The organism is Streptomyces sp. NPDC054834 (assembly GCF_053611185.1).
On record NZ_JBSGZV010000019.1, the window covers coordinates 116429 to 134700 of the forward strand.

Annotated in this window: 14 protein-coding genes; 5 read left to right on the forward strand and 9 right to left on the reverse strand. The window is 73.0% G+C overall.

The genetic code is table 11. The annotated features are described in order from the left end of the window. Positions 1-124 precede the first annotated feature (124 nt). A complete protein-coding gene (locus tag ACWGJM_RS25205; RefSeq protein ID WP_453413957.1) occupies positions 125-1096 on the reverse strand; it encodes a hypothetical protein in 972 nt (323 codons plus the stop codon). 14 nt (positions 1097-1110) lie between these two features. Beyond that, positions 1111-2583 carry an APC family permease gene (locus ACWGJM_RS25210; RefSeq protein WP_453413958.1) on the reverse strand — a complete coding sequence of 491 codons (1473 nt, stop codon included), beginning with the start codon at positions 2581-2583 and terminating at the stop codon, positions 1111-1113. A gap of 380 nt (positions 2584-2963) precedes the next feature. Here ACWGJM_RS25210 and ACWGJM_RS25215 point away from each other — a divergent pair, with 380 nt between their 5' ends. Then, positions 2964-3452 (forward strand): DUF5709 domain-containing protein, encoded by a 489-nt coding sequence (locus ACWGJM_RS25215; protein WP_453413959.1) that lies wholly within the window; start codon positions 2964-2966, stop codon positions 3450-3452. A 6-nt stretch (positions 3453-3458) separates the two neighbouring features. On the opposite strand, the gene sthA is transcribed toward ACWGJM_RS25215, so the two are convergent. Beyond that, complete coding sequence (sthA, locus tag ACWGJM_RS25220) at positions 3459-4862, reverse strand: Si-specific NAD(P)(+) transhydrogenase (protein ID WP_453413960.1); 1404 nt, start codon at positions 4860-4862, stop codon at positions 3459-3461. Between the two features lie 159 nt (positions 4863-5021). Then, the gene (locus ACWGJM_RS25225) at positions 5022-5225 is read right to left on the reverse strand and encodes a hypothetical protein (protein WP_453413961.1); all 204 of its coding nucleotides are present in this window, start codon (positions 5223-5225) and stop codon (positions 5022-5024) included. A 187-nt stretch (positions 5226-5412) separates the two neighbouring features. Here ACWGJM_RS25225 and ACWGJM_RS25230 point away from each other — a divergent pair, with 187 nt between their 5' ends. From ACWGJM_RS25230 to ACWGJM_RS25240, 3 genes are all read left to right on the forward strand, one after another. Then, positions 5413-7248 (forward strand): glycoside hydrolase family 15 protein, encoded by a 1836-nt coding sequence (locus ACWGJM_RS25230; protein WP_453413962.1) that lies wholly within the window; start codon positions 5413-5415, stop codon positions 7246-7248. A gap of 154 nt (positions 7249-7402) precedes the next feature. Continuing rightward, positions 7403-8917, forward strand: coding sequence for an FG-GAP repeat protein (locus tag ACWGJM_RS25235; protein ID WP_453413963.1), 1515 nt, complete (start codon positions 7403-7405; stop codon positions 8915-8917). 95 nt (positions 8918-9012) lie between these two features. Next, positions 9013-9249, forward strand: coding sequence for a hypothetical protein (locus tag ACWGJM_RS25240; RefSeq protein ID WP_453413964.1), 237 nt, complete (start codon positions 9013-9015; stop codon positions 9247-9249). A gap of 119 nt (positions 9250-9368) precedes the next feature. Here the strand turns inward: ACWGJM_RS25240 and ACWGJM_RS25245 are convergent, their stop codons facing one another. The 5 genes from ACWGJM_RS25245 to ACWGJM_RS25265 all read right to left on the reverse strand — a co-directional run bounded on the left by ACWGJM_RS25245 (position 9369) and on the right by ACWGJM_RS25265 (position 17204). Further along, entirely contained in the window at positions 9369-11975 is a 2607-nt protein-coding gene (locus tag ACWGJM_RS25245) for a SpoIIE family protein phosphatase (RefSeq protein WP_453413965.1), read from the reverse strand. Between the two features lie 268 nt (positions 11976-12243). Beyond that, the gene (locus ACWGJM_RS25250) at positions 12244-14760 is read right to left on the reverse strand and encodes a SpoIIE family protein phosphatase (protein ID WP_453413966.1); all 2517 of its coding nucleotides are present in this window, start codon (positions 14758-14760) and stop codon (positions 12244-12246) included. 123 nt (positions 14761-14883) lie between these two features. Further along, on the reverse strand, positions 14884-15570 hold the full coding sequence (locus tag ACWGJM_RS25255; protein WP_453413967.1) for a 2-phosphosulfolactate phosphatase: 687 nt from the start codon (positions 15568-15570) through the stop codon (positions 14884-14886). Positions 15571-15607: 37 nt separating this feature from the next. Next, the gene (locus tag ACWGJM_RS25260; RefSeq protein ID WP_390734010.1) at positions 15608-15895 is read right to left on the reverse strand and encodes a DUF1232 domain-containing protein; all 288 of its coding nucleotides are present in this window, start codon (positions 15893-15895) and stop codon (positions 15608-15610) included. A 130-nt stretch (positions 15896-16025) separates the two neighbouring features. Beyond that, positions 16026-17204 carry a hypothetical protein gene (locus ACWGJM_RS25265; protein ID WP_453413968.1) on the reverse strand — a complete coding sequence of 393 codons (1179 nt, stop codon included), beginning with the start codon at positions 17202-17204 and terminating at the stop codon, positions 16026-16028. Between the two features lie 314 nt (positions 17205-17518). Between ACWGJM_RS25265 and ACWGJM_RS25270 the strand changes: the two genes are divergently transcribed. Beyond that, a complete protein-coding gene (locus ACWGJM_RS25270; RefSeq protein WP_453413969.1) occupies positions 17519-18271 on the forward strand; it encodes a DUF4097 family beta strand repeat-containing protein in 753 nt (250 codons plus the stop codon). Position 18272: the final 1 nt, after the last annotated feature.

Sequence of the window (18272 nt, forward strand, 5' to 3'; positions counted from 1 at the left end):
CCCGCAGTGCTCCGAGTGTTCCACAGTGTTCTTCGACGTGCCTCCCGATGACGGCCGACCCCGGTTCCGCACAGCACCTCCCCGCGGGGAACCGGGGTCGGCGAACGGGGCCGGCCCCGGGGCGTCACTCCCGTAACCGCAGGTCCTTCCGCCACTTGGCGATCTGCTTCTCCGGATCCCCGGTGTACGACCACGGCGTCCGGGTCGCCCGGCGGCCGAGCATGCGCAGCATGGAGCCCGCGACGTCCGTCGTGCCCGCGAGGCAGGCCGCGTGGGTGAGGTAGTTGAGGTCACGGAGCTCACCCGGGGCCACGGGGGCGTCGCCGCGGCCGGCGATCCAGCGCTGCCAGGTGCGGCGTACGTCGCTGACCGCGCCGTCGTGATCCCAGTGCTGACCGAGGCCCACCGCGGTGTGCTGCCCCCGCGCTCCGTCGAGGGCGTAACGGAACTCCTCGACCCGGGCGTACTGCACGAGGACCGGCAGGGCGCAGCCGGGCGGTGCCACTCCGGCCGCGTCGCGCGCGAAGTCGTACATCAGGCCGTGGGTGCCGTGCCAGCGCGCCGAGTAGTAGTGCAGCACCTGGAGGTGCCCCTCCACGCTGTAGGGGTCGCGCCGGTGCAACTCGTCCCACCAGCGGGCGATTTCCTGCCGTCGCACCCCGGCCGGGTACAGCCGCGCGACCGAGATCAGGGACACCCACGGCGTGGGGTCCTCCGGGTAGGCCTCGGAGGCCCGCAGACAGGCCAGTACGGCCGAGTCGATCCGGTCCCGGTCGATCGGCACACCCCGGCCCGCCGCGATGGCCAGGCTGAAGGCCCGGGCGGTCTCGGTCGCCGCGCGCAGCACCAGCGCGTCGGCGCCGCGCGGTACGGCGGCCAGCCAGGACTCCACCGTCGTACTGCCCGCGCACGCCTGCGCGAGCAGCCGGATCCGGTGCCCCCGGGACAGCCAGTCGACCCCGGAGGCCCGTAGCAGCTCGCGCAGGCCCTGCCAGCGGCCGATCACGATGTCGTGCCGGGCGGAGCTGAGGGCGTCGTCCCCGCAGTCGGGGTCGAAGTCGGGGGCGTACTTGGAGACGAAGCGGTCTCTCGCCATCGGGTCCCTTCCCGTCAGAAGTCGGTGGGGAGGCCCTCGTGGGCCCGTGACGCTTCCGCGGCGCGGTCGTCGGAGACGTACTCCGCCTCGACGGTGCGGGTGGCGTCGAGCTTGGCGGGCCGGTAGTAGTCGCTGCCCTGCTTCCAGTACCAGAGCATCGGCACCAGGCCGACGGCCAGCCCGCCGAGGCCGATTCCGATGGCCGCGCCGCTCAGCTCACCCAGGGACTCGATGAAGATCCAGAACATGAACAGGGCGCCGAACAGCGGCCACAGCCCGCCGAGTACGAAGTCGGCCGCGGACCTCAGCAGCATCTTGCGGTAGGCCACCACGACCGCGAGGCCCGCGAGACCGTAGTAGACGGCGATCTGAAGGCCGATCGCCGAGATGGCGTCGGCGAGGATGTCGCCCACCGAGCCGAGGGCGTTGGAGGCGATGAACATCACCAACGCCACGCCGCCCACCACGGCGATCGCCACCCAGGGGGTGTTCCAGGTGCGGTGCACCCGCCCGAACGCGGAGGGCATCGTACGGTCGCGGCCCATCGCGAACAGCGAGCGCGTGACCTGGATGAGCGTCGTCTCCAGGGTGGCGATGGTCGACAGCATCACGGCGATGATCAGCAGCTTGCCGCCCCAGCCGGGCCAGACCTCCTCGCCGAGGACCGCCAGCACGTTGGCGTCGTTCTCCTCGATCTGCTTGGAGGACAGGATGACGTTGACGGCGATGGTGAACACCTCGAAGAGCAGGAAGACGATGCCCACGCCGATCAGGCCCGCGAGACCGGTCGTACGGCGGCTGTTGCGGGTCTCCTCGCTGAGGTTGCTGGTGACGTCCCAGCCCCAGTAGTAGAACGCGGCGATGAGCGCGCCCGAGGCGAAGCCGGCCATCCCGTCGAAGTGGCCGAAGCCCAGCCAGGACCAGTCGAAGGCGCGGGCGTTGCCGGTGTGGAACAGGGCCAGCACCGCGAACAGCAGCAGGATCGCCAGCTCGACGCCCGACATCAGCAGCTGCGCGCGCACGGTGAGCCGGGCACCGCCCAGCACCACCCCGAGCATGATCAGGAACCAGACCGAGCCGACCACCGTCGACAGCGCGGTGTTGTCGCCCATCTTGTCGTCGAACAGGGCCAGGGTCATCGACCCGGCGGGCAGCGAACCGGCCACCATGAAGATGGTCGCGGACACCACGAGCGCCCAGCCGCTGACGAAGCCGAGGAAGGGGTGGAGGGTGCGTCCCACCCAGGAGTAGCTCGCCCCCGCGTTGACGTCGATCCGGCCGAGGTAGCTGAACGCCAGCGCGATGCCCAGCATGGGTATCGCGCAGTACAGCAACGCGGCCGGACTGGCCAGTCCCACGGCACCGACGAGGACCGCGGTGGTCGCCGCGAGCGAGTAGGCCGGGGCGCTGCCCGCGACCGCCATGACCACCGTGTCGAACGTGCCGAGGGCATTGGCCTGAAGCCCTCTGCCCCTGTTGTTGCTCATTGTCGTGCCGCTTTCGGTAGTGCACGCGCCCGGGGGTCCTGGCCCGGCGTCGTACGGGTGGGGGGTGTGGCTCCGCCCGCGACCCGGAGAGGGATGGCCTGGGGTCAGGGGTCGGCCAGGAGATGAGGAGGGGGACGCGCGTACCGATCAGCCCTGCGTCGGCAGCCGGTCACACCGCGTGCGTGGTGCGTGTGATGATAGCGGCACTTATTTACGTTTCAAGATTGACCAGCCGGTAATCTGCGCCGGCCGTTCGCCCGCGCCAACTCCCTCCGCTGGTCAGGGCCTTTGCTGTGCATGTGATTAGGGTTCCCGCTGCGGGAAACGCGGACCGGGAACCGTGACAGCGACAGGCGCCGGGCGCCGAGAGGGAGGCGGCCATGACCGGTCAGCAGCCGGAGCACACCCCGATGGGAGACGACGCGTACCAGCCCACCGGGACCAACGAGGAACAGCAGGACGCCGCGCCCCTGGACCTTCAGGACGCGCTGGACGAACGGACCTACGACGACAGCCTCGACGAGGGTTATTCGCCCCCGGAGAAGCCGCTGGGCGCCACCCGGTACGGGACCACCGCGGCCGAGCAGCACGAGGGCGAGAGCCTCGACCAGCGGCTGGACCAGGAACGGCCCGACGTGTCCCCGCCACTCGGGGACGCCGTGGGCGACCTGCCGGGCGGCGAGGGCGAACCCGTCGATCCCGAGGCGGGCGGCGACCGCGCCGGCCGGCTCGTGGCCCCCGACGAGGGTGCCCACCCGGACACCACGAAGGAGACCGTCGCGGACGACGTGGGCATCGACGGGGGCGCGGCCGGTGCGGAGGAGGCGGCGGTGCACATCGTCGAGGACGAGACGGCACTGCCCGAGTAGGACCGGTCAGTCCCCCAAGTGGTCTATCTGGCGCAGCTTGTTGGTGGCGTCCAGCGCGGCCACCTTGTAGGACTCCGCGAGCGTCGGGTAGTTGAACACGGCGTCGACGAGATAGTCGACCGTGCCGCCGCAGCCCATCACGGACTGGCCGATGTGGATCAGCTCGGTGGCGCCCGTGCCGAAGCAGTGCACACCGAGCAGCGTGCGGTCCTCGGGGGAGACCAGCAGTTTGAGCATGCCGTGCGAGTCGCCGATGATCTGGCCGCGGGCCAGTTCCCGGTAGCGGGCGATGCCCACCTCGAACGGCACGCTGTCCGCGGTCAGTTGGTCCTCCGTGCGGCCGACGAAGCTGATCTCCGGGATGGTGTAGATGCCGATCGGCTGGAGGTTGTGCATGCGGCCCACCGGCTCGCCGAACGCGTGGTAGGCGGCCGCCCGCCCCTGCTCCATCGAGGTCGCGGCCAGCGCCGGGAAGCCTATGACGTCGCCGACGGCGTAGATGTGCGGCACCTCGGTGCGGTAGCGCTCGTCCACCCTGATCCGGCCGCGGGCGTCCGCCGAGAGACCGGCCTTGTCCAGGTCGAGCCCCTCGGTGACGCCCTGGCGGCCCGCGGAGTACATCACCGCGTCGGCGGGGATCTTCTTGCCGCTCTCCAGGACGGTCAGGGTCCCGCGCTCATGGCGTTCCACGGCGGCGACGGTCTCCCCGAACCGGAAGGTGACGGCCAGGTCGCGCAGGTGGTACTTGAGCGACTCGACGACCTCCACGTCGCACAGGTCCAGCATCCCGGGGCGCTTCTCCACCACCGTGACCCGGCTGCCCAGCGCGGCGAACATCGAGGCGTACTCCATGCCGATCACACCGGCACCCACGATGACCATGGAGCGCGGCACCCGCTCCAGCGTGAGCACGTTGTCCGAGTCCAGGATCGTGCGCCCGTCGAACTCCACGCTGTCCGGGCGGGCGGGCCGGGTTCCGGTGGCGATCACGATGTGCTCCGCGCTCAGCAGCCGCTCGTGACCGGTCACCTCCCGCAGGGCGACGGTGTGCGGGTCGACGAAGCGGGCCGTGCCGGCGTGCAGGGCGACGTGGTTGCGCGAGAGCTGGCTGCGGATGACGTCGGTCTCCCGGCCGACCACGTGCTGGGTGCGCGCGATCAGGTCCGCGACGGTGATGTCCTCCTTCAGGCGGTAGCTCTGCCCGTACAGATCGCGCTGGGTGAGTCCGGTGAGGTACAGCACCGCCTCGCGCAGGGTCTTGGAGGGGATGGTGCCGGTGTGTAGGGAGACCCCGCCGACCATGTCGGGGCGGTCGACGACCGCGACCCGCCGGCCGAGCTTGGCCGCGGCGATGGCGGCCTTCTGGCCGCCGGGTCCGGATCCGATGACGAGCATGTCGAAGTCGGGCACCCCCGGAGTCTGCCAGCACGCGCACTCACTGCGGAAGACTGATCGGAAAACCATCCCGCGCCGCGGCCCCCGCGTGCCGCACCCCGCATGCGCGGACACACCACGACCACCGGCCCCGGCAAGGCGTTCCGGAGCCAGTGGCGATGATGCCGTCGGGCCCTAGGGAAGCAGCTTCTCGATGGCGGACGGGTCGGTCTCCAGCTTGCGCCTCGCCCACTCGAGGTTCGCCGGGGTGACGTCCCGGCCCGCCGCCATCACCAGGTCCTCCGCCGTGATGCCGCGGCCGGGGGAGGTGTGGAGCAGGGAGTCCGGGGTGCGCACGTCGTCCGACAACCGGGACGCTTCGGGTTCTGACGTCGACATGATGCCTCCTCCTCGGGCCCGGCCGGCACGTACCGCGAGACCGGGACCCACTCTCACCATTCACCGCCTGAGAGCGCCCTGCATCCGGAGCGGCCTCAGGCCCGATGACGAGGTACCTGAAGGCGGCGGAAGAAAACCCCCGGCCCTACGCTGGAAGAAGCCCGCACGCCCGGACCGGGAGGCCGACATGGCCGAGACGCAGCTGCCGCAGGACACGCCGGGGCGCCCCCGCCCCCTGCCGATCGCCGAGCACGGGCTGATCGGCGATCTGCGCAGCGTGGCCCTGGTGGGCAGCGATGGCACGATCGACTGGTACTGCTGCCGGGCCTTCGACCAGCCCAGCGTCTTCGCGGCGATCCTGGACCCCGAGCGCGGCGGGGCCTTCGAGCTCACCGCGGCCGTACCGGCCCGGACCAAGCAGTTCTACTTCCCCGACACCAACGTACTGATCACCCGGTTCTACACGGAGGACGGTGTCGGGGAGATCCAGGACTTCATGCCCGTGACCGGCGAGGACGCCGAGACCGGCCGGCACCGCGTGATCCGCCGCGTCCTGTGCGTCCGCGGCACCGTCCCCTTCCGGGCCCGCATCGCACCGCGCTTCGACTACGGCGCCGCCCCGCACGCCCTGACCATGCTCGGTGAGACCGCCCTCTTCGAGTCCCGGGACATGGCCCTCGCGCTGACCGCCACCGTGCCGCTGGAGGGCGACGGCGTGGACGCGCTCGCCGACTTCAAGCTCACCGAGGGCGAGACCGCCGTGTTCGCCCTCGACCAGGTCGGCGAGGACGTACCGCCGCGCGGCTGCCCCCACATGGAGGCCGAGCACGAGTTCGCCGCCACGGTCGCCTACTGGCGGCGCTGGCTGTCCCACTCCCGCTACCGGGGCCGCTGGCGCGAGATGGTCCACCGCTCCGCCCTCACCCTGAAGCTGCTCACCTACGCTCCGACCGGCGCCATCGTCGCCGCGCCCACCACCAGCCTCCCCGAACAGTTCGGCGGCGAACGCAACTGGGACTACCGCTACGTATGGGTCCGCGACGCCGCCTTCTGCGTGTACGCCCTGCTGCGGCTGGGCTTCTCCGGCGAGGCCGCGGCGTTCATGCGGTTCGTGACCACCCACGTCAGCCCCGGAGACGGCCGCGGGTCGGGCCCCCTCCAGATCATGTACGGCATCGACGGCCGCACCGACCTGCCCGAACGCGAACTCCGGCACCTGTCCGGCCACCAGGGCTCCGCCCCGGTCCGGGTCGGCAACGCCGCCGCCGACCAGCTCCAGCTCGACATCTACGGCGCCCTGATCGACTCGATCTACCTCTACGACAAGTGGGCCGAGCCCATCTCCAGCGGCCAGTGGGACGACGTGTGTCACCTGGTCGACTGGGTCTGCGACCACTGGGACCAGCCCGACGAGGGCGTGTGGGAGACCCGCGGCGGCCGTCAGAACTTCCTCTACTCCCGTCTGATGTGCTGGGTGGCCATCGAGCGCGCCATCCGCCTCGCCAACCGGCGGGGCCTGCCCGCCGACATCGTCCGCTGGCGGCAGAGCCGGGACACCATCTACCGGCGGATCATGGACCGCGGCTGGTCGCCGCGGCGCCGCGCCTTCGTCCAGCACGAGGACAGCGACGTCCTGGACGCCTCCGTGCTGATGATGCCGCTGGCCAAGTTCATCGCCCCCACCGACCCCAAGTGGCTGTCCACCCTGGACGCGCTGACCGAGGAGCTGGTCTCCGACTCCCTCGTCTACCGCTACGACCCGCAGGCCAGCCCGGACGGAGTGCGGGGCGACGAGGGCACGTTCTCGATCTGCTCGTTCTGGTACGTCGAGGCGCTGGTGCGCGCCGGACGGCTGGAGGAGGCACGGCTGGCGTTCGAGAAGATGCTCACCTACGCCAACCATCTCGGCCTGTACGCCGAGGAGATCGGCCGCACCGGCGAGCAACAGGGCAACTTCCCGCAGGCGTTCACCCACCTGTCCCTGATCAGCGCCGCCTTCAACCTGGACCGCGCTCTCGGCTGACCCCGCCCGCACGTCCCCGTCCCGCACTGACTGTAACCGGTCTGTCACAGCCGCGCGCGGCACCACAACTCCACCCGGACCTCCTGTGTCGAACAGGGCGTCGGTCACCGAATGGGACCCGACGGACCGTCAAAAGACCATGGGGGAACGGGACATGACCCGTATCGCACGCACGACCCGCCGCACCACGGCCTCGGCCGTCGCCACGGCAGCCTCCTTCCTGCTGCTCGCCGGCGCCGGCATCCTGGCCGCGCCGTCCGCGTTCGCCGGCGTCCCCGGCGGCACCAGCGCCGCCGACCGCAACAGCGACTTCAACGGCGACGGCCACAACGACGTCCTCATCGGCGTCCCGGAGGGCACCGTCGACGGCAAGGAGGGCGCCGGGTACGTCACCGTCCAGTACGGCGCTCCCAACGGCATCGGCACCAACAGCACGGTGCCGAAGGGCCGTACGGCGGTCATCAGCCAGTCCAGCAGGGGCGTGCCCGGCACCTCGGAGGCCTGGGACGACTTCGGGCAGGCGGTCGCCACCGGCGACCTGGACGGCGACGGCTACGACGACGCGGTCATCGGCGCACCCGGTGAGGACGAGGGCAGCGTCGCGGACGCGGGCCGGGTGACCGTCCTGTACGGCTCCAAGGCGGGCCTGGGCGCCGAACGCACCGCCTCCGTCACCGCGGCCAAGCCCGCCGCCGGGGCCCGGTTCGGCCTCGCGGTGGCCGCCGCGCGGTTCACCGGGGACACCGACGCCGACCAGCTCGTCGTCGTCGACCAGAAGGTGGGACTGACCGCCTTCACGTACCACGCGGGCGTCCTGCGGCGCGTCGGCGTCCCGCACTCCACCGGCCACAAGCTCCAGCCCGCCTATGTGACCACCGGCGACTACGACCGCGACGGCTTCGCCGACCTCGTCGTCTCCGGCTACAGCCCCGACGACGACTACACCCAGGGCTGGTCGGCGTACTACGCGGGCGGCACCGAGGGCCTGAGCTACCGGCGGGACCTGCACGGCGGCCTGGGCACGGCCTCCGGCGACATCAACCGCGACGGCTACGACGACCTCGTCGTCGGCCAGCTCAGCGCCGCCGACGAGTCCACCGGGGACGCTAACGCGCCCGGCGGCCTGGTCGGCGTCTACTACGGCGGCGAGGACGGTCCGGCCGGCACCCAGGGCCCCGGCACCTCCGCACAGTGGTGGTCGCAGAACTCCCCGGGCGTGCCCGGCACCGCCGAGCGGGGCGACGCCTGGGGCGCCGACCTGTCCGTGGCCGACGTGAACGGTGACGGCTTCGCCGACGTGGCCGTCGGCGCGCCCGGCGAGGACGTGGGCACGGTCGCCGACGCGGGCGCGGTGTGGCTGCTGCGCGGCACCGCGAAGGGCCTGACCGGGTCCGGCGCCCAGTCCTTCGACCAGAACAGCCGCGGGATTCCCGGCACCGCCGAGGCGGACGACGGCTGGGGCGCCCAGGTGCGGCTGGTGGACACCGACGGCGACGGCCGCGCCGAGCTGCTCGCGTCGGCGTCCGGCGAGAACGCCGGCGACGGCGCGGTGTGGCTGCTGCCCGCGAGCGGCGGCGGCCTGCTCGCCGACGGTTCGTGGGCCTACGGCGCCGCCGCCCTGGGCGGGAACGGCCACGCCGCCCGTTTCGGAGCGGTGATCGACGAATAGTCCCAGACCGTGGTGGTGTGCCCGCCGGTCGCCCGGGTACTCGGTGGTTTCCGGAAAGCACCACGACGCTGGGTCGGGAGACGGAGGAAAATCCTATGGCCAGCAGCACCGAGACCGGCGACGTCACCGGCACCCGGGACAAGGACTACAACCTGATCTGGTATGTCGAGGCGTGCCTGAGCAACGCCCTCCGCCTGGAGCAGTACATCCAGGACGCGGAACGCGACAAGGACCAGGAGATCGCCGAGCTGTTCCGCAAGGCGCAGTCGGACAGCCGCAAGGGCGCCGAACTGGGCAAGCAGCTGCTGCGCTCGCGGCTGAACGGCGGCTGACGCACACCCCGGGCGCCCCGGGCGACGGCGAACGTTTCGTCTTCGTCCCGCGGAATCGTCCAGCGGACCCGAGCCGTCGCCCTCGTCGGCGGCCGGGTCCGTCCGTCTGTCCGGCCGTCTCAGGGCAGCGCCTGCTCCGCCCAGATGATCTTGCCACTGGGGGTGTAGCGGGTGCCCCAGCGCTCGGCGAGCTGGGCGACGAGGAATAGGCCGCGGCCGCCCTCGTCGGTGGTCGCCGCGTACCGCAGATGGGGTGAGGTCGTGCTGCTGTCGGACACCTCGCAGATCAGGGCCCGGTCGTGCAGCAGCCGTACGCCGATGGGTGCGCGGCCGTAGCGAATGGCGTTGGTGACCAGCTCGCTCAGGATCAGCTCGGTGGTGAACGCCAGGTCGTCCAGACCCCACTCCTCCAGCCGCCGGGTCACCGCGGCCCGTACCTCCGAGACGGCCGCCGGTTCGGACGGCACCTGCCACTCGGCGACCCGGTCGGCGCCCAGCGTGCGGGTACGGGCCACGATCAGGGCGACGTCGTCGCTCGGCCGGGCAGGCAGCCGGTCCAGCACCGCCCGGCAGGTGTCCTCGGGCGAGTCCCCGGCCCGCTTCAGAGCGGTGCCCAGCAGCTCCAGACCCTCGTCGATGTCCCGGTCCCGGTCCTCGACCAGCCCGTCCGTGTACAGCACCAGCCGGCTGCCCTCCGCCAGCTCCAGCTCGGCGGCCTCGAAGGGCAGCCCGCCCAGACCCAGCGGGGGCCCGGCGGGCACGTCCGGGAAGTCGACGCTCCCGTCGGGCCGGACCACGGCGGGCGGGGGATGGCCGGCCCGGGCGACGGTGCAGCGGCGGGCGACCGGGTCGTACACCGCGTACAGACAGGTCGCCCCGGTGACCACCGCGCTGCCGTCCGCGGGGGTCTCGTCCTGGTCGATACGGGCGACCAACTCGTCCAGCAGGGACAGGAGCTCGTCCGGCGGCAGGTCCAGCGCGGAGAAGTTGTGCACCGCCGTGCGCAGCCGGCCCATGGTGGCCGCGGCGTGCAGCCCGTGCCCCACCACGTCCCCGACCACCAGCGCCACCCGGGCCCCGGACAGCGGCAGCACGTCGAACCAGTCCCCGCCGACGCCGGCCTGTGCGGGCAGGTAGCGGTAGGCGATCTCCAGGGCGCTCTGGTCGGGCAGGGAGCGGGGCAGCAGGCTGCGCTGGAGGGTGACCGCCATGCTGTGCTCGCGGGTGTAGCGGCGCGCGTTGTCGATGGACACCGCTGCGCGGGCGACCAGTTCCTCGGCGAGGGCCTGCTCCTCGGCGTCGAACGGCTCGGGCTTCTGGGAGCGCCAGAAGTTCGCCACGCCCAGCACCAGGCTGCCGGCCCGCAGCGGCACGGTGATCAGCGAGTGAATGCCGTACTCCACGACCTGCCCGGTGCGTTTCGGGTCCTGCGCCAGCCACCCGGGGGCATCGCGCAGCCGGGGCTCCACGACCGCCCGGCCGGTGGCCAGGCTGCGGGCCTGCGGCGAACTCGCCACGTACCGGATGCGCCGGCCCACCTGATAGAGCGGGGCGTCATTGCGGATGCCGCTGCACGCGGTGCGGCACAGGGCGGTCCCCGGCCGTGGCTCCGCCCCCTCGATCACGGCGTCGAACAGGTCCACGGTGGCGAAGTCCGCGAACCGGGGCACGGCCAGTTCCGCCAGTTCTTCGGCGGTGCGGCTCACATCGAGGCTGGTGCCGACGCCGACCCCCGCGTCGTACAGCATGTCGAGGCGTTCGCGGGCCACTTCCGCCCGGCCCGACAGGGCGCGCAGCTCCGTGGAGTCGCGCAACGTGGTCACGCTGCCGGGCGGGCCGCCCCTGAGGTCCGTCGGCCGCTGGTTGATCGCCAGCAGCCGGTCCTTGACCAGGCGCACCTCGTCGGTGGCGACCCGGCCCGAGGCGAGCAGCCCGGCGGTGTCGGCGTCGAGGCCGAGGTCGAGCACATGGCGGGCCTCGGCGTCCTCGGGCAGATCGAGCAGGCGATGCGCCTCGTCGTTGGCGAGCAGCAGCCGGCCCTCGCCGCTGACGATGAGCACACCCTCCCGGACGGCGTGCAGCACCGCGTCGTGGTGCTCGTACATCCGCGTCATCTCGGACGGCCCGAGGCCGTGTGTCTGCCGCAGCAGGCGCCGGCTCACCAGGGCCGTGCCCGCGGTGGCCAGGGCCAGCGCCGCCGCCGCGGAGGCCAGCAGCAGCGGCAGCTGCTGGTCGGCGGCACCGCCGACGTGCGCGGTGGTGATGCCGGAGGACACCAGGCCCACGACGGAGCCGTCCGGTGCCTTGACCGGGACCACGACCTGCACCAGCGGCCCGATGGTGCCGTTGACGTGTTCGGTCACGGTGTGCCCGGCCTGCGCGGGCGCGATGGTGCCGACGAACTTCTTGCCGATACGGTCCGGTTTGGGGTGGGTGTAGCGGATCCCGTCGGTGTTCATCACGACGAGGAAGTCCACCCCGGTGGCCTTGCGAGTCGCCTCGGCCTTCGGCTGGAGCAGGGCTGTCGGATGCTTGCTGCGCAATGCCGCGACCGTGCCCGGGGCGTTGGCGAACGTCTCGGCGACGGCGAGGGATCGGTTCTGCGCCTCCAGGTCGCTGTCGTGCCGGACCTGGAGGACCTGCGCCACCACGGCCGACACGACCAGCAGCAGCACGATCACCACTTGCAGCACGAACACCTGTCCGGCGACGCTGCGTCCGCCCATCGACCGCAGCCCGCCGGCCTTTTCGCGGCGCGGTCCGGTGCCGTCCTGCCGCGGTGGGAGCGCTGCCTGCGGTTCTCCGGACCCACGGACCGGCCGTAGCGCGATCCGGCCCAACAGTCGGACCATGAGCCCATGTCTACACTGCCCGGCCTCCCGAGGCGAGAGGCATCTCATGAGATAACTGCCCGTGATCGGCGCGGACGGTGCGCCGGGAGCAGGTGCGACGGGGTGTCATGTGCCGGGGGCATGAGCAGCGGGTGTGTACGGATCATCTCGGTCGCCCGGGGGCGGTGCGGCGGGTGGCCAGGAGCAGGGCGACGTCGTCGGGACGGTCGGCGGCGTGGCGGGCCGTGGCGGTGAGGCGGTCGGCGACGCCGGACAGGGAGCGGCCGCCCCGGCGCCCGGCGGCGGCCCCGGCCCGGGCCAGGGCCACGCGCAGCGCGCCGATGCCGACGTCGATGTCCGTGCCGGGCCGCTCGACGAGCCCGTCCGTGTACAGAGCGAGGATCGCGTCGGGCTCCAGGGTCAGTTCCGCCACCGGGTACTGCGCGTGCGGGTCCACGCCGAGGACGACACCGCCGGGAAGGTCCAGGACCTGGGCGCGCCCGTCCGGGGAGCGCAGCAGCGGCGGCAGATGCCCGGCGCGGGCGACCCGGGCCGCCCCGGTGGCGGGGTCGAGGCGCAGGTAGCAGCAGCTGGCGAACTGCCCGGGGTCCAGATCGATGAGCAGCCGGTTCGTACCGCTCATGACCTCGTCGGGCGGACGGTCCCCGAGCGCGAAGGCCCGGACCGCGCTGCGCAGCTGCCCCATCGTCGCCGCCGCCTGCACACCGTGCCCCTGGACGTCCCCGATGACCAGCGCCAGGCCGTTCCCGGCCTCGACCACGTCGTACCAGTCCCCGCCGACGTCCATGCCCTGCGTGCCGGGCAGATAGCGCCCGGCGGTCTCCACCTGCGGATGCGTCGACAGCCGCCGGGGCAGCAGCGCCTGCTGGAGGCCCCGGGCGAGGGCCGCCTCGGTGTCGTAGCGCTGCGCCTTCTCCATGGCGTGCGCGATCAGCCCGGCGAGCGCGGTGAGGACCGTACGTTCCTCCGTGCTGAACCCGCGGGGACGCTCGAAGCCCAGGATGCAGGAGCCGACCGGGCGCCCCGAGGCGATCAGCGGCAGGAAGGCCCGGGCGCCCTCCCTGGCATCCAGGGGGATGCCCGGGTAGGCCGCGTTCAGCAACTCCATGGACTCGAAGAAGATGGGCCGGCCCGTGGTGAGCGTCTCGACGCCGGGCAGGAGGGCGTCGAGGCCGACGCCCTCGAACGGGGCGAGGAAGCCCTGCGGGAAGCCGGTCTCCCACGCCAGGTACAGGTGCCGCTCCTGGAGCAGGTAGATCGCCAGTCGCCGTCCGCCGAACGCGGGCAGCAGCTCCCGCATGACGACCTCCGACACCTGGCGCGCGGTGACCGCGTCGGTCAGTGCGATGGCCAGGGCGATGGGCCGGTACAAGGAGGCCATGGAGGGACCGGCCGGCGGGTCGCCCGGCGCGGGCTCGACCTGCGGCAGCTCGGCGTGGGTGTCCAGCGATGCGTCGATCCGGTCCGCCGGGACGACGGTGCAGGTGAGCGTGTCCGGGCCGGCCTGCAGGGACAGTGCCAGCCAGTCGCCCTCGCCTTCGCCGCCGCCTTCGTCTGGGGGCCGTCGGACGTGGAAGTGCACCGGCTCGGGGGAGAGCAGGGCACCGCGGATATGGTCCTCGTACGGCGGCCGGCTCAGCCACGGCACGGCCTCCCCGAAGGCACGCCCGAGCAGCCGCTCCCGCTCCTGGCCCAGCAGGCGTGCCGCGGCCGGATTGGCGTACACGATCACACCTGTCCGGTCCAGGCAGAACACCCCCTGGGACAGCGGGTCGGCCGCCGCGCCGGCGGACACGGCGGGGCCGGGATCGAGGACGAGGCCCCGGACCAGGGACGGGCAGGCCCGGTCCGCCGGAGGCCACAGCTCCAGCAGCCGCGCGGTCCCGTCGCCCGCCCGGACGTGCAGCGGCAGTGGCGGAGGTGTTCCGGTGGCCGTGTCGCCGAGCGCCACCATGATCTGGTGGGCGTCGGCCGGGGCCAGCGCCTCCGCGAGCGCTTCCCCCGTCGCGGCGAACTCCTCGGGAGGCGTGCCCAGCAGGTCGTGCAGCCGGCTGTCCGCGGTCACCGCGGAGGTCGCCGGGTCCCAGGTGAACCGTCCGACGGGCCAGGGCGCCGGGCGGGCCGCGGGCGGGCGTACGCACAGGGGTTCCCCGTCCCAGACGACCGCGTCCTCCTCGTCCTGCGCCAGAGCGCGCAGCTCGGCGCCCAGCTTCTCGGCGAGGGCGGCCAGCCGGTCGGGCTCGGGCAGTTCGTCCGCCGCGTCCGTGGCGGACGGCCGCAGCACGGTCAGTACGCCGATGGCCGACTTCGCCCCCGGCACGGGCATGTAGAGCGACCCGAACTGGAACGGCAGACCCGCCGCGAGCTGGGGATAGCGGCGTACCGTCTCCGTGGCGTTCGGCAGCACCACCTGGATGCCCAACCGGTAGGCGTCGGCGACCGGAAAGGGCTGCCTGATGTGCAGCTGCCACCAGGGCCGGAACAGTGAACCGGGCAGTCCCACCAGCACCGCCAGACGCAGCAGCCCGGGCGTGCTGGAGGGCAGGTAGACGCCGCTCACGTGCCCGCCAGCCGTGCCGAGCGCCCGGATCGAGGCGTCGACGAGCAGCCGGGCCAGCCGTCCGCGGGCCCGGTGCGCCTGCTCCCCGCTCCCAGTCATCGGCCTCTGCCCCGTCCGTGCGCCGCCGGGTGGGTGACACAGCAAGAATGCGTCACGACGGCCGAGAAACGCACCTGGGCGGACGGTATGAGTCCTGCAAGGCAGCGGCGACGCGGCCGGCGGTCAGTGGGCCGGCACCGCCCTGAGGGTGAGCCGCCCCTCCTCCCGGCCGGCCACCATGGCGAACCCGCAGGTGTCGACCTCGAGGCAGAGTTCCATGTCCTCGGGGTGGACGCCCGTCCAGCCGCGCCGTACCCCGTCGGCGAGGCGGGCGGCGCCTTCGGAGTGCCGGGCGCGGGTGACGTAGGGCGCCGGGTCGGTGGTGCCGGAGGTGGCGCGAGCCGCGATGTACTGGGCGCAGGCCAGGTCCTCCTCCGCCCGGCCGCCGTCGCCGGTGACGACGAAGGTGACCGCCGCAGGCCGCTCGCGGCGCAGGAGTTCCGCCGTGGCACCGGCCACCGCGAAGCTCGCGCACAGCAGGAGCCGGGCGTCGGCGACCGCCAGGGCGCCCACGGTTCCCGCGGTGGTCTTCTGCACCACGGTACGGCCCGCCACGTCGAGCGAACGGAGCTGTGCGGGGGAGTTGGCCAGGTCGAAGCCGGGCGTCGGGGCGCCGTCCTGGAAGGCCAGCCAGCCGGGGTGACGGGCCTTCAGCTCCAGTGCCTCGTCGGCGGTGTCGGTGAAGACGATCTTCTCCGCCCCCTGCCGGAGGGCCCCGGCGGCCACGGTGAACGCGCGCATCACGTCGATGACGACGGCGGCCTCGGGCGTCCTGGACAGGCCGGTGACCGATGTGAACGTCGACTGCATCGCACCATGATGGGCCGGCGCGCCGGGGGCCGCAGGGTCAGGATTCGGCCTCGTCCGGCGGCAGCGGCCGGGCGGCGCGCATGCTGCGCAGGGCGAGGAGCAGGACGCCGATGTCGTCGAGGTACACGGGGTCGGGCAGCAGGTCGGTCGGCAGGACCAGATAGAGGACGGCGCCCCAGAAGACCCAGCGCGAACCGGTGGGAAGGCCGGCCCGGCGCAGGGTCCGCCGGGTGCGTACCAGTCGTACGAGGACGGCGAGGGCCGCGGCGAGCAGGGCCGCCGCGACGACGGCGGCGACCACGAGCCAGGTTGTGGGCACGTCCACGTCCACGGGGCCTCCTCCACGCGACCTCGGACCTCGGGCAGGCCGGTTCCCTTTCGCTTTCCCCGTCCCGCTCGCCCTATCTCCTGCCCGCCCTCGTCTCCACCCCGCTCCGCTCTCCTCCCGGACGGGGTCACGAAATCCGGTCGGTGTCCTCCGGGTCGCCCTCTCCGGTGTCGTCGGCGGCCCGCGCGGCGGGGAGGGCGGGCGCCGGACGGAGTGCCCTGGCGCCGACCTTGAGGCGCTCGAAGGTCCGGGTCAGCTGCTGCAAGGGCGAGGCCGGAGGCGTGGCGGGCGGCTCGGGCGGCGGGGCGGGGGCGTCGCGGTAGGCGGCCAGTGCCTCGCCCGCGCGCTCGGCGGCCTCCCGGTAGAGGTCGCGGGACTTCGTCATGGCCTCGAGCGCCTCGGCGTACCTGGCGACGAGTTCCCGCTGACGGGCCAGCTCCTCCTCGACGGTCCGCAGCGTCCACTTCTCCCGCAGTCCGGTCAGCGCCTCCTCGGCGCCTTCGGGGAGCGGCCGGGGGAGGGTGGTGAAGTGGCGCAGTACGCCGATCAGTTCGGCCGGTTCCGAGCCGTCCAGGAAGATGCTGCGCACCGAGTGGTCCCGGCCGTCGTATCCGGGCGGGGGCGGCTGCGGCGGGAGGAGCACCGCGCCGCCGCGGGGCACCTCGACGCCGAGGTCCTTCAGGGCGTAGTTGACGGCGCGCAGCTGGTGCGGGGCGGCCCGGTGCTCCACGACGCGGTGCCGCAGCCCGGGGGGCAGCAGCCGCGTGAGCGGCAGCCTGCCGTGCTCGTCCGGGGTCATCGCCTCGTGCACGACGAGGTTGACGCACCAGGACTCGCGCGCCGTGTCGCGCAGGACGCGCCGCATCTCCTTGTCGTCGGCGGGGAGCGGGTTGACCTGACGGAAGCGCAGGTCCGGCACGACGTGGTGGTGGTCCCAGGCGGTGGCCGTGCCGTCGGGGTCGTCCGGCCAGAACATCGTGGCGGGCGATGGCCACGCGTCGTCCCACGGTCGTTCCGCCTCCGCGACGAGGGTCCACTCCCGGCCCTCCTCCCGGCTCTGCGGCGGCAGCAGAGTCAGGCGGGCCCTGACCGTCACGTCACCGTCGGCCCGCCAGCGCGCCTCGAAGACCCGTCCGGTCGTGTCCTCGGGATCCGGCGGTTCGGTGAAGTCGTCGAGGACCTCGTCCACCTTCAGCCGGCGCAGGGTGCGGCGGAGGACGTCCTCGGAGAGGGAGCCGGTGTGGCGGCCGCGGGCGAGCCACACGGTACGGGGGGTCGCGGCGCGGTCGGTGGCGGAGTTCGACATGAGCCAATCTGCGGAGGGGGACGGTGGGCGTCCTCCAGTATCGCGGTAGGTGATCGCGACACGTCGGGCGGGGCCCCGCGTTTCGCGGGGGCTCGCGTTGCGCGCACGGGGTGTGCGCGGCGCACTGCGAGGGATGGTCATTCACACATGCCCGTGATCTATCCGGGGCACGACAATGGAAAACGGACGGGGTCCGCCCACCATCCGCTTGGGGCGGACCCCGTCCGCCCGTCATGCCCGCGACCGGGTCCGGCCGGGCGACGCCGCACCGGCCCCACCGCCATGGACCCGCGCCGCCGGGGAAACCGTCCGGCATGGACACCACGACAACGGCCCCGCGGCGCCCGGCCCTTCTCCTCGCGGTCCTGCTCGCCGCGACGGGCTGCGGCGGCGGCGGCCACAAGGCCGCGCCCCCGCTCGCGGCACTGCCGGGCGGCCCCGCGACCGCCCGCCTGGTGATCACCACCGACAACGGGCTCAGGCTGCGGCCCGCCGACGGCGACGGAGCCGACGTCGACCGGCGTGTGGACCACCGCTGGTCCCACCACGGCGACACCTGGGTGCTGGACCTGTCCTGCCCGGAGCACGGCGACCGGGCGGGACGGTGCCCCCGCCTGCCCGAGGTGGACGTCCCGGCGGGTACGGCCGTCACCGTCTCCGCCCGCAACGCCGGCATCGACGCGGCGGGGGTGCCCGGCGCACTGGACCTGACGACCGTCAACGGCGATGTGACGGTGACCCGCTCGGGCCGGAAGGGGGCCGAGGTACGGCTCGCCACCCGCAACGGCTCGGTACGCGCGACCGCACTCGGCGCGAAGCGGCTGCGGGCCGGCACGGTCAACGGCGACCTGGACCTGGACTGCGCCACCGCGCCGGACACGGTCACCGCCGCCACCACCAACGGCTCGGTCCGGGTCTCGGTGCCGCACGACGCGCCGGCCTACCGGGTCACGGCCACGACGACCAACGGCCGCCCCTCCGTCACGCTCCCCACCGCGTCAGCCTCCGGCGACCGGCGCATGACCCTCACCACTGTCAACGGGGACGTCACCGCGACCACCGGATGAC